Genomic DNA, 26,913 nt, shown 5'->3' with positions numbered 1-26,913 from the left:
GCGATACCCGACACCCTTCGCGTCGTCGTTAACGCTATCCATAACGTCGACCTGAAGCTCCTCGCTCCAGGCCGACCCAGCACATTCAGGCCTCACCTCGGAAGATGGGCCTCGTCGCCGCGCTTACAGTGCATGCGCCGCCAGCGCTATCGTCAGCGTGATGGCAATGATCAGCACAGCGCCTGCCATCACCCCGCGTATCAGCGCATGCCGGAGGAGATCGACCGAGAGCGAGGCAACACTGGCGTATAACAGCGGCGGTAGAAGCAGCCCGAGTAGCACCTCCGGATTGGTGCGCAACGGCAGCAGTGGCACGGGAAGCAGAACGGAGGCGAGACCCCCAGCGAATACGACTGCCGATGGCGGTAGACCCGTGAGCCGCGCCAGCGCCAGTAGCACGCCTAACGCGACGATGACGCTCGAGACGAACTGGACTTCTGGCAACGGTCAGCGTCCACGGTTGAAGGAGGAGTTGCAGACAACGCTACTGCGCCTGCACTGTTGCTTACACCGACCAAGATGTCGTTGCGGCCCAGGTAGAAAATCGAGGTGATGTAACTTCCGACACGTCGAAAAAGCTATGGTCGGCATTGGCGCTTTGGCCGAGACCACGCCATGAACAAGGATAGCCGCAGGCGGCCTGCCGAGCGGATGCAGTTTGCTGGGAAGACTGGCTCGACTCAATCAAGGTGGGTCTGCGAGGTGGGTTCGCTTTCGGCCGTCAGCTTCCGCAGCACGGTCCCAGAGCCCGCCGTCGATGCAGATACTGCTCGTCTCCATCAAGACGTCGACTCCGGCACAGTGGGTCATCGCGGTTCCTCTCTCAGCTGGTACCCAGACGGCCCCTCGCGAAAGCATAACCGGTCATGGCAGCTCGCTCGCGCTACCAGCCAACTCGATTAAGGTGTCTAGTTACGTTCCCAGTAAACCCGATCGGCGCGATCTTCTTCAGCCGCGTTGTGCCGTCGCTGATCGATGATGACGCTGGCTACGTCTTCGACCGGCTGGCTGGTTTCGTAAAGCATTTCGGCCTCTTCGCGGCCCGCAATCGGTTCCCCGGCGGTACGCAACGCCTCGTTTACACGGTTCCAGTATGTGCTGAACGAGAGCTGGTGGTCCGGCTTGCTCACTGTCTTACTTCCTCTGTCCATATGCCGCAGGTTGATATCAAGTATGGCGACACTGCACATCATACATAATAGAGCAGCGCAGGGCCTGACTCGACGTCCTTGGCTAGGAGTCTAAACACGAAATGAGTCGGCTTCGATGCGTTGGGCAGTGCGCCGGCTGAGCCTCACCATGTTGTGCCGATGTCTCGCATTGGCCTATGCAGCAGTGTCGACCTGCCTCCACCTTCGGCTCTCCGTGTTCCCCGGCCCAGCCGTGGCGACGGCTGGAACGCCCTGGCCGACATCGGAGTCTTCGCGGTCGAGGCGGAACTGGAAGCCATGGACCGCGAGCAGGTCGGCCTGCATAGCCGCGGCCGCAAGATTGTTCGTCTGGCTCAGCCGCTACCGCCGGCTCAACATCGTGTACGACCGCGCCACGGATCTCTTTGCCGGGCACATCCGGATTGCAATGATCTCCATCCTCTCGCACCGGCTTGTCGCCCAAACCTAGCCGCAATAGGGGATGTATTCGCGTACAGGCTCTAACGCTACCTGGGCAGTATTCGATCGGGTGGCGGTTGGAATCTGCGTTGGCAATGCGGGCAGCAGACTGGAACTCCCTCCAAAAACCGCTTCGCGGCTTTGCGGGTCTCCGTGGAATCCCTCCTGCCCGAGGGGCGTCACAGCCGTCGCGGCCAAGCCGCAGCACGACAACGGGCAGCGACGGTTCTGATAGACGCTTCAAGGCAGCGTCGCCCGGTCAGGCGGTTCCGCCCGACCGGGCCCTGCGCCGGTACCCGATCCGGCGGTCTCAGCGCTTGCCGAGAACCTCCTCGGTATGCTCGCCAAGCTTCGGCGCCGGGCGCGCCGAGAGCGGGCGCTTGCGGTCGAAATTCACCGGCAGGCCAACGACGCGCACGCCGCTCTCCGGCAGGGTCTGCATGATGTCGACCGCCTCGAATTGCGCGCTGGCCGCCACCTCGCCGATATCGTTCACCGGCGCGCAGGGCACGCCTGCCGCCTCCAGCCCCGCGATCCAGTGCGCGCGGTCGCGGCCCCGCAGCACCTCGGCGATCATCGGCACCAGCATGGCGCGATGCTTCACGCGGTTGCGGCTGCGCGCGAAGCGCTCGTCCTCCGCCCATTCGGGATGGCCGAGCACCCTGGCGCAGCGCGCCCAGAGCCGGTCGTTGCCGGCGGCGAGGCAGACCGGCCGGTCGGCGGTCTCGAAGACCTGGTAGGGCACGATCACCGCCGCGCCGGTGCCGTGGCGCTTCGGCACGTCGCCCGTCGCCAGGTGCTGGTTCACCTGCCCCTCCACCCAGAACACCGCCGTCTCGAAGAGCGAGGTGTCGACGAGGCAGCCGCGCCCGGTGCGGTCGCGCTGCCGCAGCGCCGCCAGCGCGCCGATGGTGCAGAACAGGCCGGTCGCCTTGTCGTTGATCGAGGCGCCGCAGAAGGTCGGCGGGTCCTCCGGCCGGCCGGTCATGCTCATCATGCCGCCATAGGCCTGCAGCAGCGGGTCGAAGCCCGGCTTCAACCGCATCGGGCCCTGGTAGCCGAAGGCCCAGATCGAGCAGTAGATGAGCCGCGGATGCCGCTCGAGCATCGCCTCCGGCCCGATGCCGATCTCGTCCACCACGCCGGGCCGCAGGTTCTGGATCAGGATGTCGGCGCTCTCGCAGAGCCGGTGCAGCGCCTCGATATCGGCCGGCGCCTTCAGGTCCAGCACCACGCTGCGCTTGTTGCGGTTCTGGCTGTGGAAGTAGAGGCTGGTCTCGCCATCCGGCCCGAAGGGCGGGCCCCAGATGCGGGCATCGTCGCCGCCATCCGGCTTCTCGATCTTGATCACCTCGGCGCCCATATCGGCCAGGATCACACCGGCGAGCGGCCCGGCGAGCGCCTGCCCGACCTCGATCACGCGCACGCCGTCCAGGGGAAGCCCCATCGTCTCCTCCATTCTGCTCCGACCAGGATAGACCGGATCGGCGCCGGGCGAAGCCACCCCCCTTCTGGCGCCGCGCCGCCGGGGGCGTAAGCTGGCGCCGGGAACGTCCAGGGACCGCGCCAATGAGCAGCAACGCCTTCACCCATTACATCCCGGTCCGCGAGGACTGGCTCGCCCGCCGCACCGAGCCGGCGCTCGATCCCTCGCTGCCGATCATCGACCCGCACCACCATCTCTGGGACCGGCCGGACTGGCGCTACCTGCTGCCCGACCTGCTGGCCGACACCAACCAGGGCCACAGCATCGCCGGCACCGTCTTCGTGCAGTGCCGCGCCATGCACCGCGCCGAGGGGCCGGAGGCGATGAAGCCGGTCGGCGAGACGGAGTTCGTCAACGGCGTCGCGGCGATGAGCGCCTCGGGCGGCTACGGCGCGACCCGCGTCTGCGAGGGCATCGTCGGCCATGTGAACCTGCAGATCGGCACCGCGGCGCGCGAGGTGCTGGAGGCGCATATCCGCGCCGGCGGCGACCGCTTCCGCGGCATCCGCCACATCACCGCCTGGGACCCCGATCCGGTGATCATGAACCCGGCCTATACGCCGCCGAAGGACATCCTCTTCCGCGAGGATTTCCGCGCCGGCTTCGCCCAGCTCGCGCCGCTCGGCCTCTCCTTCGATGCCTGGCTCTACCATCCGCAGATCCCCGACCTGACGGCGCTGGCCCGCGCCTTCCCGGAGACGCCGATCGTGCTCGACCATGTCGGCGGGCCGCTCGGCATCCGCGGCTATGCCGGGCAGAAGGAGGAGGTGTTCCGCGCCTGGCGCGCGGCGATGGCCGAGCTCGCCACCTGTCCGAATGTCTGCGTGAAGCTCGGCGGCCTTGGCATGCGCATCAACGGCTTCGGCTTCGAGGAGGCGGCCGAGCCGCCCTCCTCCGACACGCTGGCGGCCGCCTGGAAGCCGTGGATCGACACCACGATCGACCTCTTCGGCGCCGGGCGCTGCATGTTCGAGAGCAACTTCCCGGTGGACAAGGGCAGCTACGGCTACGGCGTCTTCTGGAATGCCTGCAAGAAGCTGGCGGCCGGCGCCTCGGCTGCCGAGAAGGAGTCGCTGTTCAGCGGCACGGCGCGGCGCTTCTACCGCCTCTAGCAGGCTGCTGAAAAGCCTGTCTGCTGCGCGGGTGTGGGTTGCTTTTTTGGTTTGGATGGGCGGCTGAGGCGGTGATGGCGCGGCGGGTGCGCTGCTCCGTCCCCTCGGAGGGTGTCGTGCGGGCGGTCTTCGGGTGTCACGCTGCTGCGCCGAGCAGCTTCGGCAGGCGGACCAGGTTGTAGGCGGCCATGGCGAGGGTGAACTGCCAACCGACCTTGGGCAGGCCGCGGTGGCGGGCCTTGCGCAGCCCGGCCACCGTCTTGGCCCAGCCGAACGCCTCCTCGATCCGCTTCCTGATGCGCTGGCTGACGGCGTAGCCGGGATGGCGCGTGGTGCGGCCGTCGATCGCCGAGCGTCGTCCGCTGGTGTTCTGCGCCAGGTGCGGGGTGACGTTGACCTCGCGCAGTTCGGCGACGAAATCGCGGGCGTCGAAGCCCTTGTCGGCGCCGAGGGTGACCGGGTTCGGGCGGTCGGCGTGCGGCGCGATCAGGTGCAGCGCGGCCAGCCGCTCTGCGTGGCCCGAGGCACGGGTGGCGACGGCGCCGACGATCAGGCCGTTCCGGTTCTCCATGAGCGCGTGGCCCATGAAGCAGAGCCTGGCCTCCTTGCCCGGGCCTTTGCGGAACAGCCTGGCATCCGGGTCGGTCGTCGAGGCATGCGTCTCGTTGCTGCGCTTCTGGCCACGGAAGTCCTGCTCGGCATTGCGGCCTGCATCCGGTGGCGGGTCGGAGCCGTCCTTCGGCCTGAAGCTCTTGGTGCTGGCCCAGGCCTCCAGCAGCGTGCCGTCCACTGAGAAGTGCTCGCTCGAGAGCAGGGCACGGACCCCAGGCTGGGCCAGCACCGTGGCGAGAAAGCGGGCCGCCACCTCGCCCCCCAGCAGCCGGTCGCGGTTCTTGGTGAAGCTGGTGGCGTCCCAGACCGGGTCGTCCACGCCGAGGCCGACGAACCAGCGGAACAGCAGGTCGAAGTCGATCCGCTCGACCAACTGGCGTTCCGAGCGGATGGAGTAGAAGGCCTGCAGCAGCAGCGCCCGCAGCAGCCGCTCCGGCGGGATCGAATCCCGGCCAGTCGGCGGGTAGAGCGCGTCGAACCCGGCCGACATCTCGGCCAGCGCCGCGTTCGCGATGCTCCGGATCGTCCGCAGCGGGTGGTCGGGGCGGATCCGCCGCTCCAGATCAACATAGCTAAACAGTGAGCCCCGGACCTCGTCCTTGCCACGCATCCCAACCTCACCCCCTCCGATGGAGACGAGCGAATCACGATCCGGGGCCGGTCGCGAGGGGGAATTTCAGCAGCCTGCTAGAGCGTGATCGCTTGAGGTGGAAACACCGAAAAGCGTGCATCGCGCGATCAACAACGGCCTGGACCATGATCCGCGACCCTGCGTGAGCGGATCATGGTCTAGATTCCCCACGACGTCGCTGCGCGCCGCCGTGGGGGTCCCGGGATTCGCTTCTGATCCAGGCTACGTCACAGCCTGCCGCGGCAGGACAGCGGGAAGCGGCTGGTGCGGCGGCCGTCAGGACGGCCGCCCTTGGAGCCCCTCAGCGCAGCGAGAAGCGCACCGGCACCACCAGCTCCACCGGATCGCCCGCCAGCTCCGGCGGCGGCGCCGGCAGCGGCGAGGCGGCGTTGACCATCACGCCCACCGCCTGGTCCAGATCCGGATGGCCGGAGCTGCGCTCCACCCGCCAGCGCATCACCGTCCCGTCGCGGCGCATGGCGAAGCGCAGCATCACCACCCCCTCCTCGCGCCGCAGGCGGGCGGCGGCCGGATACTGCTTGTGCCGGTTCAGCGCGGCGAGCAGCGCGCCGATATAGCTCGGCGGCGGGCCGGCGGGGCGGGCCGGCGCGGCGGCCTGGGGTGGCGCGGGCGCGGGGGACGGCGCAGCCGTGACCGGTGGGCTCGGCGGCGCCGGATGCGGCCGCGGCTCCACCTGCGCCGGCCGCGGCCGCGGCGGGGGTGGCGGCGGTGGCGGGGGCGGGGGCGCCTCGGCGACCATCGGCTCGGGCTCGGCCGCTTCCACCATCTCGGGCGGCGGCGGCTCGGTGGGCTGCGGCTCCGGCTCCATGGCCGCGAGCGGCTCCGGCGGCGGCGGTTGCTGCGGCTCGGGCGGGCGCTCGGCCTGCACCGTCTCGGGCGGCGGTGGCGGGGTGGCGTCCGGCGGCGGGGCGGCGGCGACCTGCTCCGGCGGCGGCGGCTCGGCCGCCTGCACCGGCTCGGCGGGCGGCTCCGGCGTCTCCTCCGGCTGCTCGGCCACTGGCTCGGGCATCGGCGTCACCTCGAGCCCCTCGACCATGACCGCCGGCGTCTCGGGCGGCGGCATGACCCAGACCAGGGCGGCGAAGGCGCCGACATGCAGCGCGAGCGCGAGGCCGACGGCGGCCAGCCAGCGCGGCGTCGCGCGCGGCGGCTCCGGCATCGGGGTGGTGAGCGTCGGGACGCTCTGGAAGGGCGCTTCCGGCAAGGCTCTCAGCGGGCGCGAACGGCCGGGGCGCCGGCCTCGGCCTCGGCGATCAGGGAGACCTTGGAGATGCCCGCCTGGGTCACCCGGCCCATCACCCGCATCACGTCGCCATAGGGCACGCTGCGGTCGCCGCGGACATAGACCGGCGCCTCGGCCGGCGCCGCCTCGCGCATCGCCTTCAGGCGCTCGACCAGCTCGCCCTCGGGCACCTCCTCCTGGCGGAGGAAGACATGGCCCTCGCGCGCGACGGTCACCACGATGGGCGGCGCGGTCTGCGCCACGCGGGCGGCGGAGGTCTTGGGCAACTGCACCGGCACGCCCACCATCATCATCGGCGCCGCCACCATGAAGACGATCAGCAGCACCAGCATCACGTCGACCAGCGGTGTGACGTTGATGTCCGACATGGGCCGGGCGGTCCCCTCCTCGCCGGCGCCGCTGTCGATCTGCATCGCCACCGCGGCTACTCCGCCGGCCGCAGCCGCGCCCGCGACTCGCCCGGCTCGCCGCGGCAGAGCCGGAAGGCGAGGTCGGTGGCCGCGCTCAGCGCCTCGGACCGGATATTGGCCAGCGCGGCGGAGAGGCGGTTGTAGGCGATGACCGCGGGGATGGCGGCGACCAGGCCCATGGCGGTGGCGAACAGCGCCTCGGCGATGCCGGGGGCGACGACCGCGAGGCTGGTGTCGTTGCTCGCGGCGATGCCCGAGAAGCTGTTCATAATGCCCCAGACGGTGCCGAACAGCCCGACGAAGGGCGCGACGGCGCCGGTGGTCGCCAGCATCTGCAGCCCGGCCTCGGAGCGCGACAGCATGCGCCCGACCGCCTTGCGCATGGCGAAGTCGATGCGGGCGCGGAACTCGCCATCGGTCTCCTTCGCGCCCTGGCCCTGCCGCCATTCCGGCAGGCCGGCATGCAGCGCCGCGGCGCCGAGATCGGCCCGGCCGGTGGGGTTCGCGGGCAGCCGGTCGCCGTCGGACAGGGCGGCCAGCGCCCGGGCTTCGCGCCGCAGCCGCATCAGCGCGATCAGCTTCTCGATGATGATGGTCCAGCAGGCGATGGAGGCCAGCGCCAGCAGCGCCAGCAGCACCATCACACCCTTCACCACCGGGTCCGCCTGCAGGAACAGCGCCAGCGGCGAGAGGTCGTGGACCGGGGGCAGGTCCGGCAGGACGGGCGGGGCGGCGTTCGGATCCATCGGCTCGGGCCCTATTTCTGGAAGGCCACGCCGTCGACGCGCGAGGCGAGGACCGCGCGGTCGATGCAGGCGTTGCGCCCGGCCTCGGCGCCGCCGCAGGCCAATACGTCGTTCAGCAGCACCTGGCCGATGCCGTCGCAGGCCTGGCCGGCCAGGTCGAAGATGCGCACCACGGTCCGTCCCACCGGCAGCGGGCCGACATCGACGGCGAGCCGGCGCGCCACCACGCCGTCGCGGCCGAACAGCACGAGGTCGAGCCGCACCGGGTCGAGCGCCTCGCCCTCGCTGTTGTTGAGCACCATCCAGATCCGGCAGGCCCCATTGTCCCGCGCCTCGAGGCGGTTGAGCTCAAGGCGCAGGGGCGGGGCCGCGTCGGGCCGCGCCGCCGCGGGGCGCAGGCCCGGCAGGACCAGGAGGGCCGCCAGGGCCGCGAACCCGCAGAGGCGACGGACGGAAGGCAGGGACATCGGGGCCGAACGCTCCAGAATTACGCGAATGATTTGCAATTTCATGCGAACACTGCGCCAGCACTGCCCTGCCGGCAACGCCGGGATCGCAATCCAGCGATCACAGCCTGGCGCGCTGCATTGCAACACGTGACACATCGACTCGAAGCGCGACCCGGCCGCCGCGATGGGCCGCCGCGGTGGTCGGAACGAGAGACGCGGCAGGCGGCGGCCTCCCCTATCACGGGTCGGCCTCATGGGACAGCGCTGCGCGCCGCGGCGAAATCCGGCAGCAGCGCGCCATCCAGCGATTGCCGGAAGGGCAGGCCATAGACCCGCCGCAACAGCCCGGGCTCGAGCGCCTCGGCCGGCGGGCCAAGCCCGACGCAGCCGCCGGCCTGCAGGATGGCGGCCCGGTCGGCGACGAAGCTTGCTTCGTTCAGGTCGTGCAGCACGACCAGCACCGCGGTCCCGGCACCCGCCAGATCGCGCAGCAGGCCGAGCAGCGCGCCGCGATGGCCGGCATCGAGGCTCGCCGTGGGCTCGTCGAGCAGCAGCGCCGCCGGCGCCGCCGCGCCGTCGAGCTGGGCCAGGGCGCGGGCGAGCTGCACCCGCTGCTGCTCGCCGCCCGAGAGCGTCGCATAGCTGCGCCCGGCCAGCGCCGCGACGCCGGCCCGCCGCAGCGCCGAGGCGATCGCCGCCTCGTCCCGCGCCGCCTCCGGCGTGCCGAGCCAGGGCAGCCGGCCGATCGCCACCACCTCGACGACGGTAAGCGGAAAGGCGAGCGCGACGCGCTGGCTGACCACGGCGCGCCGCTGCGCCAGGGCCCGTGCCGGCCAGTCCTGCAGCGCCTGGCCGGCGAAGGCGGCGCGACCGGCGGCGGGGCGCAGCTCGCCAGCGAGGACGCGCAGCAGGGTGGACTTGCCGGCGCCGTTCGGTCCGACCACCGCCAGCACCTCGCCGGCCGCGACGCCGAGCGTCACCTCCCGCAGCAGCACCCGGCCGCCCAGGGAGCGACCAGGGGCATGCACCGTCAGATCCTCTGCCTCGATCATGCGCCCTCCCCCGCCACCGCCCGGCGGCGCAGCAGCCACAGGAAGAAGGGGGCGCCGAGCAGGGCGGTGACCACGCCGACCGGCAGCTCGGCCGGGGCAGCGAGGCTGCGCGCCGCGAGATCGGCCAGCACCAGCACTGTCGCGCCCAGCAGGGCGCTGCCCGGCAGCACCACCCGGTGCCCCGCCCCAAGGGCGAGCCGCACCAGATGCGGCACGACGAGCCCGACGAAGCCGATCAGCCCGGAGAAGGCGACCCCGCCCGAGGCGGCGACGGCAGCCAGCACGATGGCCAGCCGCTTCACCGCCTCGACCGGCACGCCGAGATGGAAGGCCTCCCGCTCGCCGAGCGCCAGCGCGTCGAGCGGCCGCGCCAGGGTCAGCAGCCCGAGGGCCGGCACCAGCACCAGCAGCGCGACCACCGGCAGTTGCTGCCAGCGCGCCCCGGCCAGGCTGCCGAGCAGCCAGAAATTCACGTCCCGCACCTGCCGGTCGTCGGCGCCGAAGATCAGCATGCCGAGCAGGGCGTTGCAGAGCGCGGCGACGGCGACGCCAGCGAGCAGCAGGGTGGCGACGCCGACCACCCCCTGCCGGGTGCCGAGCCGGGCGACGGCCGCGACCGCCAGCAGCCCGCCGCAGAAGGCGGCGACCGGCTGCAGCCAGAGGCCGAGCCGGCCCGCCGCGGCGCCGAACAGCGTCGGCCCGAGGATAAGGGCGGCGACCACCGCGAGCGCGGCGCCGGAGGAGACGCCGATCAGCCCCGGATCGGCCAGCGGGTTGCGGAACAGCCCCTGCATCACCGCCCCGGCGCTGGCGAGGCCGCCGCCGAGCAGCGCCGCGAGCAGCACCCGCGGCGCCCGCACCACCATCAGCACCGCCGCCTCCCGCGCGTATTCCGCCGGCAGCGGCGCCAGGCCGAGCCGATCGAGCAGGGTCGCCAGCAACCCGGCGGGCGTGACCGCGGCCGGGCCGAGCAGCAGGCCGGCGAGCAGCGCCGCGAGCAGCAGCGCGGCGCCGCCGAGCAGCGCCCGCGGCAGCGCATCGGCCGGACGCGGCACCGGCAGGTCGAGGGCGGGCGCGCTCACCCCGCCGTCCAGGGCCGCGCCGGCAGTGGCGGCAGCGCCGCCCCCGGATGCAGGCGCAGCACCAGGTCGCGCCGGCTATGCGCCGCGCGGGGGCCGAAATTCAGCAGGTAGGGCCCGTCCATGCCGATGATCCGCCCGGCCTGCCCGGCCGGCGTCACCGCGATCGCCGGCGTGGCGGCGACCTCGGCCGGGCCGCCCGCCTCGTCGAGGGATTGCTGCATCATCAGCACCGCATCCGGGGCGAGCCCCGCCGCCCCCTCGGCCGAGAGCGGGCGGTAGCCGGACCAGGCGGCCTGCGCGCAATTGACGCCGCCGGCCGCGGCGATGGCGGCATCCGCATGGGTGTCCCGGCCGCCGACCAGCGGCGCGCCGCGGGCGAGGGAGAGCACGAACAGCACCCGCACCGGCGGCAGCGCGGCGAGCGGCGCATCCAACGCCGCCCAGTCGGCGGCAATGGCGGCGGCGAGCGTCTCCCCGCTGACGCCGATCGCCGCCGCCACCGCGCGGGCCTTGGCCTCCGCCGCGCCCGGCCCTACCCCATCCGCGATCACCTGGATCGGTAGCCCCGCCTCGCGCAGCACCACCAGCACGCCGGGCGGCCCGGCATCGCTCGAGAGCAGCACGAGGTCGGGCGCCAGCGAGACCAGCCCCTCGGTCGGCAGGGCGCGGTAGTAGCCGATGCGCGGCAGCGCCGCCGTCTGCGCCGCCGGGAAGCCGGAGGAACTGTCCACCGCGACGAGGCGGCCACCCTGGCCGAGGGCGCAGACCGTCTCGGTGAGCGCGCTGCCGGCGCAGGCGATGCGGCCCAGGCCGCCGGCCTGCACCGCGCCCGCTGTCCAGGGCGGCGCCAGCGCGGCGGCGAGCGGCAGCAGCGCCCGACGGTGGATCACATGGCGGATCACGCGGCCGCTTCCCGCAGCGCGCCCTGCCCGGCGACCAGGGCGGCGATCTCGCGCCAGGCCGGCTGCTCCGGCTGGCCGGGCTTGCGGGCGCCGAAGAGCTGCAGGATCAGCCCGCCCTCGGCGTCGAACAGCTCGATGCTGGTCACTGCGCCATCCTCCGTCGGCTTCACCACGCGCCAGGCCGCGGCGACGGCGCTCTCGCGCAGGTGCAGGTTGAAGGCCGGGTCGAGCACGTTGAACCAGCCTCCCGGCGAGGGAAGCAGCCGCCGCACCGGGCCGGTATGGATCTGGATGGCCGAGCGGTTGCTGACGAAGAGCATGATCGGCACCTCGCGCTCGGCCGCAAGCCGCAAGGCGATGGCCGCCGCGCCGGGATCGAGCCGCAGCGCCAGGTCCTCGCCGGCGAGCGCCAGCGCCTGCCGCCGCGTCGCCCGGTGAGCGCGCAGCAGGCGGATGAAGTCGTGCGTGTCGCGCAGCGCCAGCCAGTCGGCGCGCAGCGCCACGGCATCGACCAGCGTCTCGGTGGCGGGGGGCGGAACGGGTGGCGCCTGCAGCCGCGGCGCGGCGAGGCCGCTGGCGGTGAAGGCGGCGACCAGCGCGCCCCAGGCCGCCATGTCGGTCTCGCCGGCGACCGCATAGACCTTGTGCGCCGCCTCGCCGTCGCGGTCGAAGACCTGGATCGAGGGCCGCTCGCCGGCGAGCGCGAAGGCATGCGCCCAGCGGCCGGGAAACAGCCGCAGGTCGATCTCCGGCCCCAGCACCAGGATGTGCCCGGGACCGGCGGAGACGCCGCGATAGGCACCATGCCGCTCATGCACCGCATGCTCGTTGCGGGTCAGCGCCATCACCCAGCCGAGCCGCGGCAGGGCGCCGATCAACGCCGGCCAGTCGGGCCGCAGCGGCACCACCGGCCCGATGGCGCCGCAAGCGACCAGCGCCGCCTCGGTGGTGCCGAGCCGGCGCGCGGCGTCGCACGCCCGGGGCGGCCGGCCCTCGCGGGCCAGATCAGCGCAGAGGGCAGCGTAGCGTTCGGCCAGGACGGTCATGCACGTCTCCCTTCGGGCGGGGTCACCAGCGCAGGATCAGGTTCACCGCGGCGTAGCGGCCGGGCTGGGCGTAGAGGTCGCGGTTCGGGTTGTTGGCGGCCAGGCCGATCACGTCCTGGGTGTTGAAGTATTTCTGGTCGAAGACGTTGAAGAGCCCGGCATTGATGGTGAGATGCGGCCGGAGGTCGTAATGCGCCGCGAGGTCGAGCACGGCATAGCCCGGCGCCTTGTAGAAGCTGCCGTCGCTGACCCGGCTGTGGCGCAGCGCATAGGTGGCGATGGCCTCGGCGCCGAGCCCGTTCGGATGCTGCCAGGCGAGGCCGGTGACAAAGCGCGCCGGATCGACGCTGTCGATCGGCCGGCCGGTATCGTTGTTCTCGCCCTGGGCGAAGGCGGCGCTGCCGCGCAGCGCCCAGCGCGGCGCGAACTGCCAGAGCCCGCCCGCCTCGAAGCCCCAGATCGTGACCGAGGAGAGATTGCGGTACTGGTACTGGATCAACCCGCCCGCGCGCCCCACGACCGCGGTGTCGATGAAGTTGCTGTACTGGTTCCAGAAGCCCGAGACCTGGAAGAAGCTGCCATCCGCCCAGCGGCCGCGCAGCCCGGCCTCGACGCCGTCGCTGGTCTCCGGCTTCAGGTTGGTGGCCGGCAGGATCTGGTAGCCGAAGACGCGGTTGGTGAAGCCGAAATTGGCGTTGTCATAGGGCGGCGCCCGGAAGCCATGGGCGTACTGGCCGAAGACGGAGAGCACCTGGTCGAGCCGCCAGACGGCGCCGAGCTTGGGCGAGACGGCGAGGCGGTCGAGGTTGCGCACCTGCTCCGCCACGGTGGAGGCGGCGGAGCGGGCGAAATCCGCATCCGGATACGGCCGGAGCTGGTAGTAGTCGAGCCGCACCGCCGGCACCACGGAGACGCGGCCGATCGCCATCTCGTCCTGCAGGTAGACGCCGCCCTGCAGGATGTCGGTATCGGGGAAGTTCTTGTTGGGGAAGGTCTCGCCGGCGACGGTCGCGGTGACGGCGCCGGTCGTCAGGTTGGTCTCGGTGCGGTCGCGCGGCCGACTGACCGAGATGTGCTCCATCGTCGCGCCATAGGTCAGCCGGTGCTCGAGGCCGAGCAGGGCGAGGCGCGAGCTGGCCTGCACCTCGCCGCCGACGATCTCCTCCTCGAAGCGGAAATCCGACCAGCGCAGGCGGTTCGGCAGGGCCAGCGGCACGGTGCCGAAGAAGCTGCTGCGCTGCTGCACCGTCTCCTCGGTCCGCTCCAGCCGCGTCCACCAGGCGCGCGTCTCCAGCCGGTCGAGGAAGCCGAGGGGCAGCTCGCGCACGTAGTCGAGGCTGAGGCGGCCGCGGAAGGAGCGGTCGTCGCCACGGCTGTCGAGCACAGCGGTGGACGGGCCGCCGCCCGCGCCCGGCGTCACGCCGCGATCGGTCAGCACGTTGGTATCGGTGATGCGCTCGAAGAACTCGCCGGTCAGGCGCAGCGCGTCCTCGCTCTGGCCGCGCCAGATCAGCCGGCCGAGGATGTTGTTGACGTAGTAGTCCTGCGGGTTCGGCTTCAGCGAGCCGTTCGGCGTCAGCTCATGCCCGTCGCGCCGGGTGTAGAGCAGCAGCGCCTCGACATTGCCGGCGCGGGCGGCGCCGGTCAGGGTCGAGGTGACGCTGCGGTCGGCGCCATTGTAGCCGAGCGGCCGCTGAGGAAGGTGTTGGCGTTGGTCTCGGCGAGGTAGTCGCGCGGATCCTTCAGCGTGTAGGCGACAACGCCGCCGAGCGCGTCCGAGCCGTAGAGCGCCGAGGCCGGCCCGCGCAGGATCTCGATGCGCTTGACGCTCTCGAGATCGACGAAGTCGCGGGTGAAGGTGCCGGCGCCAGCATTGCTGCCGGGGAAGTCCGGCACCCGGATGCCGTCCACCTGCACGCGGACGCGGTTCTCGCCGATGCCGCGGATGACGAAATTGGTGCCGCCGGTGCGACCCGGCTGGTTGCCGAAGGAAATCCCCGGCTCGTAGCGGATGATGTCCTGCGGCCGGTTGGCGTTCTGCCGCTCGAGCTGCTCGGACTCGATGATGGTGACGGTGGCCGGAACCTCGTCCACCGGGCGCGGCCCGCGCGTGGCGGTGACCGAGATCGGCGGCAAGGCGATGGCCGCATCGCCGGCCTCGGCGACGTCAGGAGGTGCGGCCTGGCTCGCCGCCTGCGCGGCGGCCTGCCGGGCGCCGGCGCTGCAGGCGAGCGCCAGGGCACCACCGAGCAGCGCGGCATGGGGAAGCGGGGATCGGGGCGGTCGCAGCATGCCAAGGCACATCCGGAAGATCGCAGGGCCTTGGCTGGCGCGTCGCCGGGTTGCTTCCGGCAGGGCTGGCTCGGCCGCCGCGCTACTTGGTCAGGAGCAGCTTGTTGTTGGCGGTGACGCGCAGCAGATAGGCCTCGCTGCCATGCCAGATGACGAGCTCGCGGCCGCCATGCAGCAGGTCGGTGCTCCTGACGGCGGGCGCCTGCGCCACGGCCGGGCCGCTCGCCGCCCAGCGCGGCGGGCGCGCGCCCGTCGGTCCCACCCCCGTCGGTCCCGCGCCCGGCATGGGGGTGCGACGCAGCTCAGTTTCCGGGATCCTGCCAGACATGCTTCGTCTCCAGCTTGGTCGGGCGTGCCACGACGCCGGACATCAGAATGGTTTCGGACTTGATTTGCAGTTTATTCTCATTCGCATAACAGCGAGGCGGAATGCTCTCAGCCGAGAAGCATGCCTGGCCCCTCCCCGGCCTCCGGCGCGCCGACCGGTCCGCCCGGCAGCACGATGTCGGCGGCGAGCAGTTGCTCGGCGAAGCTCTGACCGCCGCGCAGGGCAAGGGAGAGCGTCGTCTCTGGCAGCCAGGTGCAGAGCGCGCCGACCGAGCCGAAGACATCGCCGCATTGCAGGGTGCCGACCAGCGCCAGCAGCGTCTCCTCATCGGCGCTCAGCTCCTGGCAGCGGCAGGCCTTGATCTCCGGCGGGTGCGGGCTGCGGCGCATCAGCACGGAGAGAAGCTGGTCGAAGCCATAGGCGCCCACCGGGGCGATCCCGGCCTTGCCGAAGAGCGACCGCCAATCGGACATGCCCGCTTCGGAGAGCGGCAGCCCGGCGGGATGCCGGCCGGCCGACCAGGCGCGCAGGGCGGCGACGACGAAGCGCTCCTCCTGGACGAGCTCGCCCAGGGCGCGCTCCTGACGGATGCCGAGATGCAGGGTCTGGGACATGGCGGTCTCTCGCTTCGGGGCGATGGCGGGGCGCGGGCCCTGCGGTCAGGTGCCGAGGCGCTCGCGGCCCGGGGCGGTCTCCGCCGCCCCCGATGGGGTCGGCGCGGCGCGGCGGCGCGCGGCGGCACGGCGGGGCGTGGCGCCATCCGACCGCACGGCCTGCCAGCTCCAGGCCTCGCATTCGTCGAGCGCCTCGATGCAGCCGGCCGGGACGGGCGCGTCGGATCGGCCGACCGCCATGAGCGTGACCAGGGTGGCAGTGCCAAGGGAGCGGTGACACAGCATGCTTGGACCCTTCCGTTGATGTGTGCTCACGGCGAATGCGTCGCTTCGTTGTTTTCGGGGCAGATCCACACCTTCGGGCGATCCGCCCTAGTGCAGCGTGACGGGGTTGGGCGGCGTCCAGGCGCTGGCGCCGCCGAGCTCGATCGCCTCGGCCAGCCCGGTCAGGGAGCGGGCGCGCAGCCGCAGGCCGGCGCGGCCGAGGACCCGGCCGAGGCCGACCAGCGGCCCTTGGGCGAAGGCGGCGCCCTCGGCGGTGAGCAGGCCGTCGCGCAGGACCTCCTCGGCGAGGCGCGCCTCCCAGCCCTGGGCCAGGCGGGCGGCGTGCAGCAGCCGCTGCTCGTCGGGCGCCAGGCCGGCGCAGCAGGGACAGCCGATGCCGACCGGGCGGCAGGCGGTGCGCGCGACCACATGCATCAGCATGTCGATGGAGGCGGCGGCGTCCGGGGCGCCGGCAGCGCTCAGCATCCGGTGCAGGCGCGGCAGCGGCTCGGCGGCGCGCCGCAGCTCGGCGACCCAGGAACGGATGCAGCGCAGCACCAGAGCCTCCGGCTCGTCGAGCGCCGCCACCATGGTCGGGTAGCCGCGAAGGACGCGTGGCGCGAAGGAGGTGACATGGCCCATGCTTGGTCTCCGTCGGGGACCTCGCTGTGCTAAGTCAATTGAGAATGCGTCGCAACTGCATTTTAGCCGGATCGCCGGCGGCATCGGCCGCCACGCCCGCGCGGATGCGGTGGCACGGCCCTTCGCGACCGCTATCACCTTAAACGGAGCTGGTTGGGTACCCGCCAGAGCGTGATCGCTTGAGGCGGACTCACCAGAAAGCGTGACTCACGCGATCAGACAACGGCCTGGACCATGATCCGCGACCCTGTGCGGGCGGATCATGGTCCAGGGGAGACGGCCGGGAGGCGAATCGCCACTCGCCCGCATCCTGCGACGATGCGAGGCCGGGTCCGGCAGGCGCGATTCGTCGAGGCGGCGGCCGGCCGCGAGCGCGGCGTCAGGAGGTTCGCACGCCGCGCCGCCCGGACCACCAGGCGGCGAGCAGCGGCAGCAGCAGGCCAAGGCTGGCCATCACATCCCACAGGCCGTCGCCGAGCAGCCCCGCGACCAGCGCGGCCCCCGACAGCAAGGCGAGGATCGCCGGCGCCCGCCAGACCCGCGCCTTCATGCCCTCGCCTCCCGCCGGCGCCGCAGCCAGAGCCACAGCCCGCTGCCGAGCACGATGATGGTCACCAGGTCGAGCACGCCCCAGGCGATCTTCAGCGGCAGCCCGCCGTAATCCCCGAAATGCAGCGGCTGCGACAGCAGCAGCACCTGCACGTACCAGGGTGGCGCCCGCATCGCGGTGAGCTGGCCCGTGGCGGCATCGACCAGCGCCGGAGTCAGCAGGCGATGCGTCGCTGGCCGGTCGCCGCGCAGGAAGACCGCGTAGTGATGCGCGCTGGAAAGCGGCGTCTGCGGCCAGGCGACGAAGAAGGGCTCCCGTCCGGGCGCCGCCGCTGTCGCCGCGCGGACGGCCGTCTGCACCGAGCCCGGCGCCTCGGTCGGTGGCTGGCCCTTCCAGGGGGCGACCATCTCGGCGAGCTGGTCGAAGCGCCACAGCGCGATCACCTGCTCGGCCAGCGTGTTCACCACGCCGGTCGCGCCCACCACCAGCGCCCAGCTCAGCGTCACCACGCCGAGGATGTTGTGCAGGTCGAGCCAGCGGAGCCGGGCGCTGCGGCCGCTGCGCACCGTGCCGAAGCGGCCATGCCGGGCGAAGGGCGCGTAGAGCATGATGCCGGAGACGATGGCCAGGACGAAGAGGATGCCCATCGCGCCGAGGAAGAGCTTGCCGGGGATGCCGAGGAACAGGTCGGCATGCAGGCGGAACATCCAGTAGATGAAGCCCTCGCGGTCGCGCGGCTCGGCCAGCACCTGGGCGGTGCGCGCATCCACCAGCACGCCGGTGAGCTGATCCGCCGGCGCGGTCGGACTCGGCGCCATGCTGAGGCGGAGGATGTCGGGATCCTCCTCCCAGATCAGGTACTGCACCACCTCCCCCGGCCGCCGCGCCATCGCCGCCGCGACCACGGCATCGAGATCGGCGCGCGGCGTGCCGGGCGGCATCGGCGGCGCCTCCACCTCGGCGCCGGTCAGGTGGTTGATCTCCTCGTGGAAGATCAGCGGCAGGCCGGTCAGGCAGAGCAGCAGCAGGAACAGGGTGCAGATCAGGCTCGACCAGGTGTGGATCCGCGACCAGGTCCGAAGGCTGTTGCGGGCTGCCCCGGCGCGCCGGGGCGGCGCCTCGGCCATGGGGGCTGCCCCGGGGGCGGCCACCGAGGCCGGCGGGACCGGGCGGAAGGCGCTTGGGATCGGGTCTGACACGGCTCGGCACTCTCCCGCAGCCACCTGGTGCTGGCGGCACCACCATGGTTATTGCGAGTGATTCGCGCTTGCAAGACGGGAGCCGCCCTCACGATCCTGGCAGTGGCCCGCGGCAGGCCCTCGGCGCGGGCGGCTCAGCCGAGGCCGAGCAGCCGCGCCCCCTGATAGGTGACGAAGGCGGCGACATAGGCGAGCACCACCATGTAGCCGAAGCTGAAACACATCCAGGCGCGGCTGTTGGTCTCGCGCCGGATCACGCCGAGGGTTGCCACGCATTGCGGGGCGAAGACGTACCAGGCGAGGAAGGCGAGCGCGGTGGCAAGGCTCCAGCGCGAGGAAAGCGCCTCGCTGAGCTGCGTCGGCTCCTCCTCGGCATCGGCCACCGCATAGACCGTCCCGAGCGAGGCGACGGCCACCTCGCGCGCCGCCATGCCGGGGATCAGCGCCATGCTGATCTGCCAGTTGAAGCCGATCGGCGCGAAGATCGGCTCGACCGTGCGGCCGATCATGGCGGCGAAGCTGTAGTCGATCGCCGGATCGGTCGCATCCTCGGGCGCCGGCGGCATGGAGGCGAGGAACCAGACCACGATCATCATCGCCAGGATGATGGTGCCGGCGCGGCGGAGGAAGGCGACCGCCCGCTGCCAGAGGCCGAGGCCGACATTGCGCAGCCGCGGCAGCTTGTAGTCGGGCAGCTCCAGCATGAAGGGCTCGGTCGGCGTGCGCCGCCAGAGCAGCCGGCGGAAGACGAAGGACATGGCTAGCGCGCTGGCGATGCCGGCGGCGTAGAGGCCGAACATGACCAGCCCCTGCAGCCCGATCCAGCCGAGCGCCCCCTCCCCCACCGCCTGGTTCGGGATGAAGGCGCCGATGATCAGCGTATAGACCGGGATACGCGCCGAACAGGTCATCAGCGGCGCGACCAGGATCGTCGCCAGCCGGTCGCGCCGGCTGTCGATGACGCGCGTCGCCATGATGCCGGGGATGGCGCAGGCGAAGGAGGAGAGCAGCGGGATGAAGGCGCGGCCATGCAGCCCGGCGCCGCCCATGATGCGGTCCATCAGGAAGGCGGCCCGCGCCATGTAGCCGAAATCCTCCAGCAGGAGGATGAAGAGGAACAGGATCAGGATCTGCGGCAGGAAGACCAGCACGCTGCCGACGCCCGAGATCAGCCCGTCATGCAGGAAGCTGCGCAGCAGGCCGAGGGCGCCGGCATCCGGCAGCAGCGCATCGGTCGCGCTGCCGAGCGCATCGAAGGCGGCCTCGATCAGGTCCATCGCCGGCTCGGCCCAGCTGAACACCGCCTGGAACATCAGGAACAGGACGGCCAGCAGGATCAGCAGCCCGGCCACCGGATGCAGCAGCACCGCGTCCAGCCGGTTGGTCAGCGTGTCCGGCCGGCGCGGCGTCCGCACCGTCGCGGCCATGATGCGATCCGCCTCGCGCTGCAGCTCCCGCAGCTCGGCCGCATCCGGCGGCGTCCAGGCCTGGTGCGTCGCCTCGGCGGCGGCGGGGGCGGCCGCGGCGGCGAGGGTGTCGAGCTTCGCCAGCAGCGCCTCGGTGCCGGCGCGCCGCACCGCGACCGAGGTCACCACCGGCAGGCCGAGCGCCGCCGAGAGGCCCTCGACATCGATGTCGATGCCGCGATGGCGGGCGATGTCGAACATGTTGAGCGCGAGCAGGATCGGCCGCCCGGTCCGCTTCAGCTCCAGCACCAGCCGCAGCGAGAGGCGGGGATTGGTCGCATCCAGCACGCAGATCAGCAGGTCGGGCATGCGCTCGCCGAGCTGGGTGCCGAGGATGGTGTCGCGGGTCACCACCTCGTCCGGGCTGCGGGCGCGCAGCGAATAGGTGCCGGGCAGGTCGAGCAGGCTGATCCGTCGCCCTTCCGGGGTGGCGAAGCTGCCCTCCTTCCGCTCGACGGTGACGCCGGCATAATTCGCCACGCGCTGACGGCTGCCGGTCAGGGCGTTGAACAGCGCGGTCTTGCCGCTGTTGGGATTGCCCACCAGCGCGACCCGGAGCGGCTGCTGGATCTGGGTGACCTGATTCATGGGCCGCTACTTCACAGGCTGGCGTCGACCAGGATGGCCACGGCCTCGCGCCGCCGCAGGGCGATCGTCATGCCGTTCACCCGCACCGCGATCGGATCGCGGCCGAACAAGCCCTGGTGCAGGATCTCGACCCGCGCCCCCTCGATGAAGCCGAGCTCCAGCAGGCGCCGCTCCAGCTCGGCCCGCGGCAATTGCGCGTCGCCGGGCACGCGGATGCCGCGGATGATCCCGCGATAGCCGACGGCCGCGGTGCCGAGGCAGGCGGTCCCCTCCTCCTGGTCGGCAGGCGCGGCGGCGAGCGCGGCAGTGTCGGTCATCCGGGTCCTCGGGGGCGGGCGGGCATCTAGGTGCGAATGGCCCGCGGTTGCAAGTGAGCGGCCGGTCATGGCCGCGCCAGGAAAGGGCGGTCCGGCATGCCCGCTAGCTCAGCAATCCCGCCACGACCGGCGCGAGCAGGGCGATCAGGCCGAGCACGGCCAGGCCGCGCGGCGCGTAGGGCAGCAGCAGCACCACGAGGAAGCCGCCCATCGAGAGGGCGCCGAACCAGGCGACGAAGCCCATGCCCCAGCCCCAATGCGCGGCGGCGGCGAGCAGGGCGAGGAGGAGGCCGGCGTAGCCCAGCAGCCGCAGCGCCAGCCGCAGGCCCGGCGAGGGCATCCGCCCGCGCAATTGCTGGTGATGCCGGTCCATGGCGAAGCTGAGCGCCGCGAAGCCGGCGAAGGCCCAGAGCAGCATGGCGAGCAGCATGGCCTGGATCACCGCGCCTGGCCCGGCAGCGCCGCCGGCCGCGCGAGCGGGGCCCGCGGGGCCGGGGCCGCGCGCTGCCGCGCCAGATACCAGGCCAGCCTGGCGAGGCCGAGCCCGCAGCCGAAGGCGGTGAGGTCGACCGCCTCGACCGGACCGAGCGCCGCGAGGCCGGCCGCGAACGGCCTGCCCCCGGTGGCGAGGTCGAGCAGCGGCAAGGCGAGGCAGAGGAGGGCGGCGAGGCCGAACTGCTCCCGCCAGCCCTGCGCCGGCGGCCGCAGCGCCGCATGCAGCAGCGTGGCGAGCCAGACCGGCAGCAGCAGGCCCATCTCCCAGCCCGCCCGCCCGGCCATGCCGGCCGGCAGCAGGCGGTTGAGCCAGAGATAAGCGATGCAGGCGATGACCACCCCAGCCACGGCCGCGACATTGATCCGCGCCACCGCCCGGTCGAAGCGGGAGGCAGCGCCGTGGCGCGCCATCCGCTTGACGGTGAACATCACCAGCCCGGTGGCGATCATGGCGGAGCCGGCGAGGCCGGAGAGGAAGTAGAGCCAGCGCATCGCCGCGCCGCCGAACTGCGCCAGGTGCAGCCCGACCATGGCGCGCCAGACATAGGCCGAGGGATTCCACGCCACCTGGGTGCCGACATGCCGGCCGGTCGTGCCCTCGAAGGCGGCATGGTCGGCGATGGCGGCGATGCGGTCGTCGGTGCGGCGGAAGACGTCCACCACCGCATTGGCATCGCCGGGGTTGTAGACCGTCACCAGCTCCGCCGTCTCCGGCCCGAGGATGCCCTCGGCCTGTTCCACCATCGGCGCCAGCGGCAGCAGCGGCGCCGGCTGCCGCGCGGCGGGGCGCTCGAAGGGCGTCACGACATCGGCCCGCAGCCTGGCCAAGGAGCCGCCGTAATGCAGCTGCACCCCGACCGGCATGGTCACGCTGAACATGATCGCCAGGCCGGTATAGGTGATCATCAGGTGGAAGGGCAAAGCGAGGACGCCGCAGACATTGTGCGCGTCGAGCCAGGCGCGGTGTGGAGCCCGGGCGCCGGGGCGGAAGGTGAAGAAGTCGCGGAAGATCCGCTTGTGGATGATGATGCCGCTGAGCAGCAGGGCCAGCATCCCGATGCTGACCGCGGCGATGATCCAGATGCCGGCCGGCCTCGACATCAGGCTGTAGTGGAAGTCCACGAAGAACTCGCCGCCCTCGGTCTCGCGCACCGGCACGATCCCGCCGGTCGCGGGGTCGAGGAAGCGGGCCTCGCGCGTGCTGCCGTGCCGCCAGCGGATCTCGATCGGCTCATCCTCCGCATGCGGCAGGGCGATCTGCCAGAGCCGCGACTGCGGCGCCTCCCGCTCGAGCGTGGCCTGGGCGCGGGCGATGGCCTCGGCCCGGGGAGCGCTGCCCACCCGCCGCAGCTCCGGCTGCATCCAGTCGGTGATCTCATGCGCGAAGACCGAGAGCGTGCCGGTCAGGAAGATGGCGAAGAGCAGCCAGCCGAAGAACAGGCCGGCCCAGGTGTGCAGCCAGGACATGGACTGCCGGAAGCCCGCCTTCATGGCCGCGGCCAGCCGAGCAGGAGGACGGCCGCCGGCGGCGCGGCGAGGGCGAGCAGCCAGGCCCAGGCCCGCAGCGCCGTGCGCGCGGCGAAGGCCCAGAGCACGGCGAAGGTCATCGGCAGATAGGCCAGCATGCCGGAGATGTAGACCGCATCCGGCCGCGGCACCGGCAGCAGCAGCGCCAGCGCCCCCGAGATGGCATAAGAGAGCGCATAGCCGCCGAGCAGGGCGGCGAGGACGCGCCCGATGATGTCGATCGGCCTCGCCATGCCGCCTACCACCGGTGGCTCAGCGTCGCCAGGATGGTCCGGCGCGCGGCGAAGAAGCAGTCCGTGTTGGAGGCGCAGGTCACCAGCCGCTTGTCGCCGAGGTTGGAGGCGTTGACCGCGAGGCGCGTGCCCTCGAGCCCAGGCGCCAGCCGGCCGAGATCGTAGCGGATGGCGGCATCGAACAGGGTCGCGGTCGGCGTCTCATAGAGGTTGGCCGTGTCGCCATAGGCGCCGCTGACATAGCGCGCACCGCCGGCGATGCCGAGTCCGGCGAGTGGCCCGTCGGGGAAGGTGTAGTCGAGCCAGAGCGCGGCGGTGTGCTCGGGCGTCAGAGGCAGCCGCTTGTCCTGGTTGGCGGCGACCGTCGTCCTGGTCACCTTGCTGTCGGTATAGGTGTAGCTGGCGATGGCGCTCAGCCCGCGCGCCAGGCCGGCGACGCCCTCGAGCTCAACGCCGCGCACCCGCGCCTCGCCGGTCTGCACCTGAAACAGGGTGTTCGCCGGGTTCGTCGTCAGGATGTTCTCCAGCGTGCCGGTGTAGGCGGCGAGGCTGACGGAGGCGTTCACGCCTGGTGGCTGGTAGCGCAGCCCGACCTCCCACTGCTCGCCCCGCGTCGGCCGGAAGGGGGTGCCGGAGGCATCCACGCCGATCTGCGGCTGGAAGGACTGCGACCAGGAGACATAGGGCGCGAGGCCGAAATCGAAGAGGTAGTTGAGCCCGACGCGGCCGGTGGTGGCGCTGTCGCTCTGCGGCGTCTGCCGGTTGGTCAGGCGGTTGTCGGTGTTGCTGTCCACCCAGTCCTGCCGGCCGCTCACCGTCAGCAGCCAGCGGCCGAGGCGCGCCTGGTCCTGGGCGTAGAGGCCGACCTGGTCCTGCGTGCTGAAGGTGCGGACCGAGTTGTAGCTGGTCGGCAGGGTGAAGGCACGGCCATAGACCGGGTTGAAGACGTTGATCGTCGGCGCCGCGCCGCGGCCGAAGCCGTAATCGGTGGAGGCATGGCGGAAATCGAGGCCGGCGAGGATCGTGTGGCTGACCGGGCCGGTTTGCAGATGCGCCTCGCCCTGGTTGTCCATGGTGAAGGCGTCAACATGGTCGCGGATGACGACGGCGGTGCGGTTCAGCGTCTGCAGGTCCGCCTGCAGCCCGAGGCCGCGCACCACGTTCATGTCGAAATTGGTGCGCGAGTAGCGCAGGTTCTGCCGGATGGTGAAGCGGTCGTCGATCCGGTGCGAGAAGGCGTAGCCGACGCCCCACTGGTCGCGGTCGAAGTTGTTGGCGTTCTTCTCGCCGACGAAGCGGTTGATCGGGATGGTGCCGTAGGGGTTGGAGCGCAGCGTGCCCTGGACGGGCAGGAATTGCTGCACGCCGGAATCGTCGCGCTGCCAGTAGGAGAGCAGGGTCAGGCTGGTATCGGGGCTGAGCCGCCAGGTCAGGCTCGGCGCGAGGAAGAGCCGGCGGTCGCGCACATCGTCCGTCTGGCTGTCGGAATCGCGCGCCAGACCGGTGAAGCGGTAGAGGAACTTTCCCTCCTGATCGATCGGGCCGCCGAGGTCGAAGGCCCCCTGCAGCCGGCCGAAGCTGCCAGTCTGCAGCTGCACCTCATGCGTCGGGACATCGGTCGGCCGGCGGCTGATCATGTTCAGCATGCCGCCCGGCGGGATCTGGCCGTAGAGCACCGAGGCCGGGCCGCGCAGCAGTTCGAGCCGCTCGAGGCCCCAGGGCTCGACCTGCGGGATGGCATAGGTGCCGAAGGGCAGCCGCATGCCGTCGAGGAACTGCGCGCCCTGCAGCGAATAGCCGCGCACCGTGCTCCAGCCGTAGCGGATGTCGCTGCCATAGGGCTCGGCGAAGACGCCGGGCGCGTAGCGCAGGGCCTGCTGGGTGTCCTGCACCGCCCTTGCATCCATCTGGTCGCGGGTGATGACTGAGACGGCTTGCGGGGTCTCGAGCAGGGGGGTATCGGTCTTGGTGCCGCTGAGGTTCTGCCGTGCGACGAAGCCCCGCACCAGTCCGGTGGCGGTTTCCGCGCGCTCCTGCACATCGAGCGTCGGCAGGGTGATGCTGGGCGCGGCGCCGGGGCTGGCACCGGGCGCGGCCGCATCCTGGGCACCGGCGGGCAGGCCGGTGGCGAGCACGGCGATGGCAGGCAGGACAAGCCGTGCCCCGGCTCGGATGTGGCGCATGGTCAGCTCCCGGCGCCCCACGTCCCGGTTCGCCAGGGATCGGAGGCAGTCTGATCTCGATTTGGATAGGCGTCTATGCGATTGAGATGCATTCGCATCAAGCCGCTGACGGCACACATCTTTGTTTTCCTGGCCAATGTGGCACGACAGCCAGGGCCTCCGCCCTGAAGCCGCGAGACCCCAAAGGGAGAGACGCCATGAACGATGTGACGGTACGCCCGGCCGCGGGCCGGACGACGAAACCCGCCCCGGCCGCCAGCTTCACCGGGACGGTCCTGCAGGATTCCCTGGCGACGCCCGAGGCGCCGTCGCGGACCAGCGCTACCCTGGTGACCTTCACCCCCGGGGCGCGCACCAACTGGCATACGCATAAGACCCGGCAGGTGCTGGTGGCGACGCATGGCACGGGCATGGTGCAGGTGAAGGGCAAGCCGCCGCAGTGGCTGCGGGCCGGCGACGTCGCCGTGGTGCCGCCGGGGATCGTGCACTGGCACGGCGCCATCGCGGGCCAGCTCTTCGCGCATATCTCCTTCGTCGAGACCGACGGCCCCGACAACACCACCTGGCTGGAGCCGGTGGAGGAGGCGGAGTACCGGTCCGTCGCGGTGGCGCCGGAAGGCTGAGGCCATGGCGGGCGCTCAGTAGAGGTTGGATTTGTAGTCCTTCTCCAGCCCCTGCGCATCAGGCCGGGGATGGAGACGACGGCGCCGGCAAGCCGGGCAGACAGGCCCTTGTCCCGGTTGAGTCGCACATGTGCGGTGAACATCGCGACGGGGTCGATCCCCTCGACCGGTGCCGCGACCGGCCAGAGGGCGGCGCGCCCGAGCGCGGCGCTCCGGCGCAGGGCCAGGCTGGCGAGTTCGACGCGGGTGACGAGCGGCGGCACCTTGCCCTCCACGGCGAAGCCTTCCCGCGCCGTCTCCTCCGTGGTCAGCCGCGCCCGGCCGCCGAGGATCAGGACATGGTCGGTGCCGGGGAGGAGCAGCGCGGCCGCGATGCGCGGCTGGGCGATGATGTTGCGGAAGCTGTCGGTGCGCCGGTTGCCGGGTCGGTCCGGGAACCACAGCGCGTCGCCCTCCAGCCGCGCCAGCCGCATGGCCGGATCGCCCTTCGGGCTGAGATCGGCATGGCCGCCGGGATCGCTCGTCGCCAGCGCCATGAACCGGCTGGCGGCGGCGAAGGCAGCAGCCTCCTCGGGCGCCGCGTCGAGCTGCGGCGCGGACCAGAAGGCCGAGCGGATCAGCGCCTTGGCGCAATGGACGTAGCATTCCTCGACCGCGATCCGGGCCTCGTCGCCTTCGATCCCGGCGACGCGGCCGTTGACGCGCAGAGTCTCGCCGAGGTCCGGCGCGAGGAAGAGCGCGCCGAAGCCGGCCCCTGGCCGCGCCAGCGCCGGCTCATCGAGCGCCGCGGGGGGCAGGCGCAGCATCCGCGCCTCGGTGCCGGCGAAGCCCGGCGCGCCACCGCCGAGCGTGATGGCGAGCGTGGCGGCATCGCCGAAGCCGGCGAAGAGCAGCGGCGATGCGGCGATCCAGCGCCGGGCGCCCTCGTCGAGATGGTCGATGACCTTCAGGTGCATCGGCGGCGGCGTCTTGCCGAGGACGCTTTCCAGCGCGGCGACGGTGTCGATGGCGGTCATGGCGGCGGCCGCATCATCCTGAATCGGTCCTGCCGTGCCGGTCATGGATCGCCTCTCCTCCGCTGCGGGGATTCATCCCGCCGCTCGGCTTAGAGAAATTGCGAATGATTCTCAACTAAGTTTCGCGCCGGGCGAGCCTGGTCCGTTGCTGGCGCAGGCACCGGCGAGAGCGGC

General features: G+C 71.9%; 28 protein-coding genes and 1 pseudogene. 2 read left to right on the top strand and 27 right to left on the bottom strand.

From position 1 onward, the window contains the following. Positions 1-123 precede the first annotated feature (123 nt). The 3 genes from HJG45_RS10920 to HJG45_RS10910 all read right to left on the bottom strand — a co-directional run bounded on the left by HJG45_RS10920 (position 124) and on the right by HJG45_RS10910 (position 3,057). Positions 124-444 carry a hypothetical protein gene (locus HJG45_RS10920; RefSeq protein WP_171612130.1) on the bottom strand — a complete coding sequence of 107 codons (321 nt, stop codon included), beginning with the start codon at positions 442-444 and terminating at the stop codon, positions 124-126. A gap of 464 nt (positions 445-908) precedes the next feature. Next, entirely contained in the window at positions 909-1,130 is a 222-nt protein-coding gene (locus HJG45_RS10915) for a hypothetical protein (protein WP_171612129.1), read from the bottom strand. A 790-nt stretch (positions 1,131-1,920) separates the two neighbouring features. Next, positions 1,921-3,057 (bottom strand): CaiB/BaiF CoA-transferase family protein, encoded by a 1,137-nt coding sequence (locus tag HJG45_RS10910; RefSeq protein WP_171612128.1) that lies wholly within the window; start codon positions 3,055-3,057, stop codon positions 1,921-1,923. Between the two features lie 122 nt (positions 3,058-3,179). Between HJG45_RS10910 and HJG45_RS10905 the strand changes: the two genes are divergently transcribed. Next, the gene (locus HJG45_RS10905; RefSeq protein ID WP_171612127.1) at positions 3,180-4,208 is read left to right on the top strand and encodes an amidohydrolase; all 1,029 of its coding nucleotides are present in this window, start codon (positions 3,180-3,182) and stop codon (positions 4,206-4,208) included. A 136-nt stretch (positions 4,209-4,344) separates the two neighbouring features. Here the strand turns inward: HJG45_RS10905 and HJG45_RS10900 are convergent, their stop codons facing one another. The 23 genes from HJG45_RS10900 to HJG45_RS10790 all read right to left on the bottom strand — a co-directional run bounded on the left by HJG45_RS10900 (position 4,345) and on the right by HJG45_RS10790 (position 25,100). After that, positions 4,345-5,430, bottom strand: coding sequence for an IS5 family transposase (locus HJG45_RS10900; protein ID WP_171612126.1), 1,086 nt, complete (start codon positions 5,428-5,430; stop codon positions 4,345-4,347). 322 nt (positions 5,431-5,752) lie between these two features. Further along, on the bottom strand, positions 5,753-6,676 hold the full coding sequence (locus tag HJG45_RS10895; protein WP_171612125.1) for an energy transducer TonB: 924 nt from the start codon (positions 6,674-6,676) through the stop codon (positions 5,753-5,755). Between the two features lie 5 nt (positions 6,677-6,681). After that, positions 6,682-7,128 carry a protein TolR gene (tolR, locus tag HJG45_RS10890; RefSeq protein ID WP_171612159.1) on the bottom strand — a complete coding sequence of 149 codons (447 nt, stop codon included), beginning with the start codon at positions 7,126-7,128 and terminating at the stop codon, positions 6,682-6,684. 11 nt (positions 7,129-7,139) lie between these two features. Then, positions 7,140-7,871, bottom strand: coding sequence for a MotA/TolQ/ExbB proton channel family protein (locus HJG45_RS10885; protein WP_171612124.1), 732 nt, complete (start codon positions 7,869-7,871; stop codon positions 7,140-7,142). Between the two features lie 11 nt (positions 7,872-7,882). Further along, positions 7,883-8,338, bottom strand: coding sequence for a Tat pathway signal protein (locus HJG45_RS10880; protein ID WP_254452420.1), 456 nt, complete (start codon positions 8,336-8,338; stop codon positions 7,883-7,885). Between the two features lie 233 nt (positions 8,339-8,571). Further along, a complete protein-coding gene (locus tag HJG45_RS10875) occupies positions 8,572-9,372 on the bottom strand; it encodes a heme ABC transporter ATP-binding protein (protein WP_171612122.1) in 801 nt (266 codons plus the stop codon). Beyond that, entirely contained in the window at positions 9,369-10,454 is a 1,086-nt protein-coding gene (locus tag HJG45_RS10870; RefSeq protein ID WP_368040562.1) for a FecCD family ABC transporter permease, read from the bottom strand. Before HJG45_RS10870 ends, HJG45_RS10875 begins: the two co-directional genes overlap by 4 nt. Next, positions 10,451-11,356, bottom strand: coding sequence for an ABC transporter substrate-binding protein (locus HJG45_RS10865; protein ID WP_171612121.1), 906 nt, complete (start codon positions 11,354-11,356; stop codon positions 10,451-10,453). The genes HJG45_RS10870 and HJG45_RS10865 overlap by 4 nt, the downstream gene beginning before the upstream one ends. Further along, positions 11,353-12,402 carry a hemin-degrading factor gene (locus HJG45_RS10860; RefSeq protein ID WP_171612120.1) on the bottom strand — a complete coding sequence of 350 codons (1,050 nt, stop codon included), beginning with the start codon at positions 12,400-12,402 and terminating at the stop codon, positions 11,353-11,355. The genes HJG45_RS10865 and HJG45_RS10860 overlap by 4 nt, the downstream gene beginning before the upstream one ends. 22 nt (positions 12,403-12,424) lie before the next feature. After that, a complete protein-coding gene (locus HJG45_RS10855; protein ID WP_171612119.1) occupies positions 12,425-13,840 on the bottom strand; it encodes a TonB-dependent receptor domain-containing protein in 1,416 nt (471 codons plus the stop codon). Positions 13,841-14,046: 206 nt separating this feature from the next. Continuing rightward, positions 14,047-14,694, bottom strand: coding sequence for a TonB-dependent siderophore receptor (locus tag HJG45_RS10850; RefSeq protein WP_171612118.1), 648 nt, complete (start codon positions 14,692-14,694; stop codon positions 14,047-14,049). A gap of 82 nt (positions 14,695-14,776) precedes the next feature. Next, complete coding sequence (locus HJG45_RS10845) at positions 14,777-15,022, bottom strand: hemin uptake protein HemP (protein WP_217362897.1); 246 nt, start codon at positions 15,020-15,022, stop codon at positions 14,777-14,779. 107 nt (positions 15,023-15,129) lie between these two features. Continuing rightward, positions 15,130-15,636 (bottom strand): hypothetical protein, encoded by a 507-nt coding sequence (locus HJG45_RS10840; protein WP_171612117.1) that lies wholly within the window; start codon positions 15,634-15,636, stop codon positions 15,130-15,132. Between the two features lie 45 nt (positions 15,637-15,681). Then, positions 15,682-15,921 (bottom strand): hypothetical protein, encoded by a 240-nt coding sequence (locus tag HJG45_RS10835; protein ID WP_171612116.1) that lies wholly within the window; start codon positions 15,919-15,921, stop codon positions 15,682-15,684. Positions 15,922-16,008: 87 nt separating this feature from the next. Beyond that, positions 16,009-16,542, bottom strand: coding sequence for a hypothetical protein (locus HJG45_RS10830; protein ID WP_171612115.1), 534 nt, complete (start codon positions 16,540-16,542; stop codon positions 16,009-16,011). Between the two features lie 379 nt (positions 16,543-16,921). Next, positions 16,922-17,092 (bottom strand): hypothetical protein, encoded by a 171-nt coding sequence (locus tag HJG45_RS10825; protein WP_171612114.1) that lies wholly within the window; start codon positions 17,090-17,092, stop codon positions 16,922-16,924. Further along, entirely contained in the window at positions 17,089-18,291 is a 1,203-nt protein-coding gene (locus HJG45_RS10820) for a PepSY-associated TM helix domain-containing protein (RefSeq protein WP_217362896.1), read from the bottom strand. The genes HJG45_RS10825 and HJG45_RS10820 overlap by 4 nt, the downstream gene beginning before the upstream one ends. Positions 18,292-18,425: 134 nt before the next feature. Further along, a complete protein-coding gene (feoB, locus tag HJG45_RS10815) occupies positions 18,426-20,345 on the bottom strand; it encodes a ferrous iron transport protein B (RefSeq protein WP_171612113.1) in 1,920 nt (639 codons plus the stop codon). A gap of 11 nt (positions 20,346-20,356) precedes the next feature. Beyond that, on the bottom strand, positions 20,357-20,662 hold the full coding sequence (locus HJG45_RS10810; protein WP_171612112.1) for a FeoA family protein: 306 nt from the start codon (positions 20,660-20,662) through the stop codon (positions 20,357-20,359). Between the two features lie 103 nt (positions 20,663-20,765). Then, entirely contained in the window at positions 20,766-21,104 is a 339-nt protein-coding gene (locus HJG45_RS10805) for a DUF3325 domain-containing protein (RefSeq protein ID WP_217362895.1), read from the bottom strand. Continuing rightward, entirely contained in the window at positions 21,101-22,648 is a 1,548-nt protein-coding gene (locus HJG45_RS28385; RefSeq protein WP_217362894.1) for a PepSY domain-containing protein, read from the bottom strand. Before HJG45_RS28385 ends, HJG45_RS10805 begins: the two co-directional genes overlap by 4 nt. Continuing rightward, entirely contained in the window at positions 22,645-22,917 is a 273-nt protein-coding gene (locus tag HJG45_RS10795) for an iron transporter (RefSeq protein WP_171612111.1), read from the bottom strand. The genes HJG45_RS28385 and HJG45_RS10795 overlap by 4 nt, the downstream gene beginning before the upstream one ends. 5 nt (positions 22,918-22,922) lie before the next feature. Continuing rightward, positions 22,923-25,100 (bottom strand): TonB-dependent siderophore receptor, encoded by a 2,178-nt coding sequence (locus HJG45_RS10790; protein ID WP_171612110.1) that lies wholly within the window; start codon positions 25,098-25,100, stop codon positions 22,923-22,925. An 86-nt stretch (positions 25,101-25,186) separates the two neighbouring features. On the opposite strand from HJG45_RS10790, the gene HJG45_RS29420 reads away from it, so the two are divergent. Next, the gene (locus HJG45_RS29420) at positions 25,187-25,723 is read left to right on the top strand and encodes a cupin domain-containing protein (RefSeq protein ID WP_368040565.1); all 537 of its coding nucleotides are present in this window, start codon (positions 25,187-25,189) and stop codon (positions 25,721-25,723) included. 308 nt (positions 25,724-26,031) lie between these two features. Here the strand turns inward: HJG45_RS29420 and HJG45_RS29415 are convergent. Then, positions 26,032-26,529: pseudogene (locus HJG45_RS29415) on the bottom strand (pyridoxamine 5'-phosphate oxidase family protein); the annotation flags it as partial. Positions 26,530-26,913 lie beyond the last annotated feature (384 nt).

Source organism: Roseicella sp. DB1501 (genome assembly GCF_013112485.1).
Taxonomy (GTDB): Bacteria; Pseudomonadota; Alphaproteobacteria; order Acetobacterales; family Acetobacteraceae; genus Paracraurococcus.
The sequence above is the reverse complement of the archived record's forward strand: the minus strand, read 5'-3'. Positions and strand labels throughout refer to the sequence as shown.

Bases quoted from the DNA above. Each gene is read 5' to 3' on its own strand.
- HJG45_RS10810 (WP_171612112.1), bottom strand. From the start codon at position 20,662: ATGACCGACACTGCCGCGCTCGCCGCCGCGCCTGCCGACCAGGAGGAG.
- HJG45_RS10845 (WP_217362897.1), bottom strand. From the start codon at position 15,022: ATGTCTGGCAGGATCCCGGAAACTGAGCTGCGTCGCACCCCCATGCCG.
- HJG45_RS10830 (WP_171612115.1), bottom strand. From the start codon at position 16,542: ATGGGCCATGTCACCTCCTTCGCGCCACGCGTCCTTCGCGGCTACCCG.
- HJG45_RS10875 (WP_171612122.1), bottom strand. From the start codon at position 9,372: ATGATCGAGGCAGAGGATCTGACGGTGCATGCCCCTGGTCGCTCCCTG.
- HJG45_RS10835 (WP_171612116.1), bottom strand. From the start codon at position 15,921: ATGCTGTGTCACCGCTCCCTTGGCACTGCCACCCTGGTCACGCTCATG.
- HJG45_RS10790 (WP_171612110.1), bottom strand. From the start codon at position 25,100: ATGCGCCACATCCGAGCCGGGGCACGGCTTGTCCTGCCTGCCATCGCC.
- HJG45_RS10825 (WP_171612114.1), bottom strand. From the start codon at position 17,092: ATGAAGGCGCGGGTCTGGCGGGCGCCGGCGATCCTCGCCTTGCTGTCG.
- feoB (WP_171612113.1), bottom strand. From the start codon at position 20,345: ATGAATCAGGTCACCCAGATCCAGCAGCCGCTCCGGGTCGCGCTGGTG.
- HJG45_RS10850 (WP_171612118.1), bottom strand. From the start codon at position 14,694: ATGCTGCGACCGCCCCGATCCCCGCTTCCCCATGCCGCGCTGCTCGGT.
- HJG45_RS28385 (WP_217362894.1), bottom strand. From the start codon at position 22,648: ATGAAGGCGGGCTTCCGGCAGTCCATGTCCTGGCTGCACACCTGGGCC.
- HJG45_RS10885 (WP_171612124.1), bottom strand. From the start codon at position 7,871: ATGGATCCGAACGCCGCCCCGCCCGTCCTGCCGGACCTGCCCCCGGTC.
- HJG45_RS10795 (WP_171612111.1), bottom strand. From the start codon at position 22,917: ATGGCGAGGCCGATCGACATCATCGGGCGCGTCCTCGCCGCCCTGCTC.
- HJG45_RS10900 (WP_171612126.1), bottom strand. From the start codon at position 5,430: ATGCGTGGCAAGGACGAGGTCCGGGGCTCACTGTTTAGCTATGTTGAT.
- HJG45_RS10910 (WP_171612128.1), bottom strand. From the start codon at position 3,057: ATGGGGCTTCCCCTGGACGGCGTGCGCGTGATCGAGGTCGGGCAGGCG.
- HJG45_RS10880 (WP_254452420.1), bottom strand. From the start codon at position 8,338: ATGTCCCTGCCTTCCGTCCGTCGCCTCTGCGGGTTCGCGGCCCTGGCG.
- HJG45_RS29420 (WP_368040565.1), top strand. From the start codon at position 25,187: ATGCATTCGCATCAAGCCGCTGACGGCACACATCTTTGTTTTCCTGGC.
- tolR (WP_171612159.1), bottom strand. From the start codon at position 7,128: ATGCAGATCGACAGCGGCGCCGGCGAGGAGGGGACCGCCCGGCCCATG.
- HJG45_RS10905 (WP_171612127.1), top strand. From the start codon at position 3,180: ATGAGCAGCAACGCCTTCACCCATTACATCCCGGTCCGCGAGGACTGG.
- HJG45_RS10860 (WP_171612120.1), bottom strand. From the start codon at position 12,402: ATGACCGTCCTGGCCGAACGCTACGCTGCCCTCTGCGCTGATCTGGCC.
- HJG45_RS10840 (WP_171612117.1), bottom strand. From the start codon at position 15,636: ATGTCCCAGACCCTGCATCTCGGCATCCGTCAGGAGCGCGCCCTGGGC.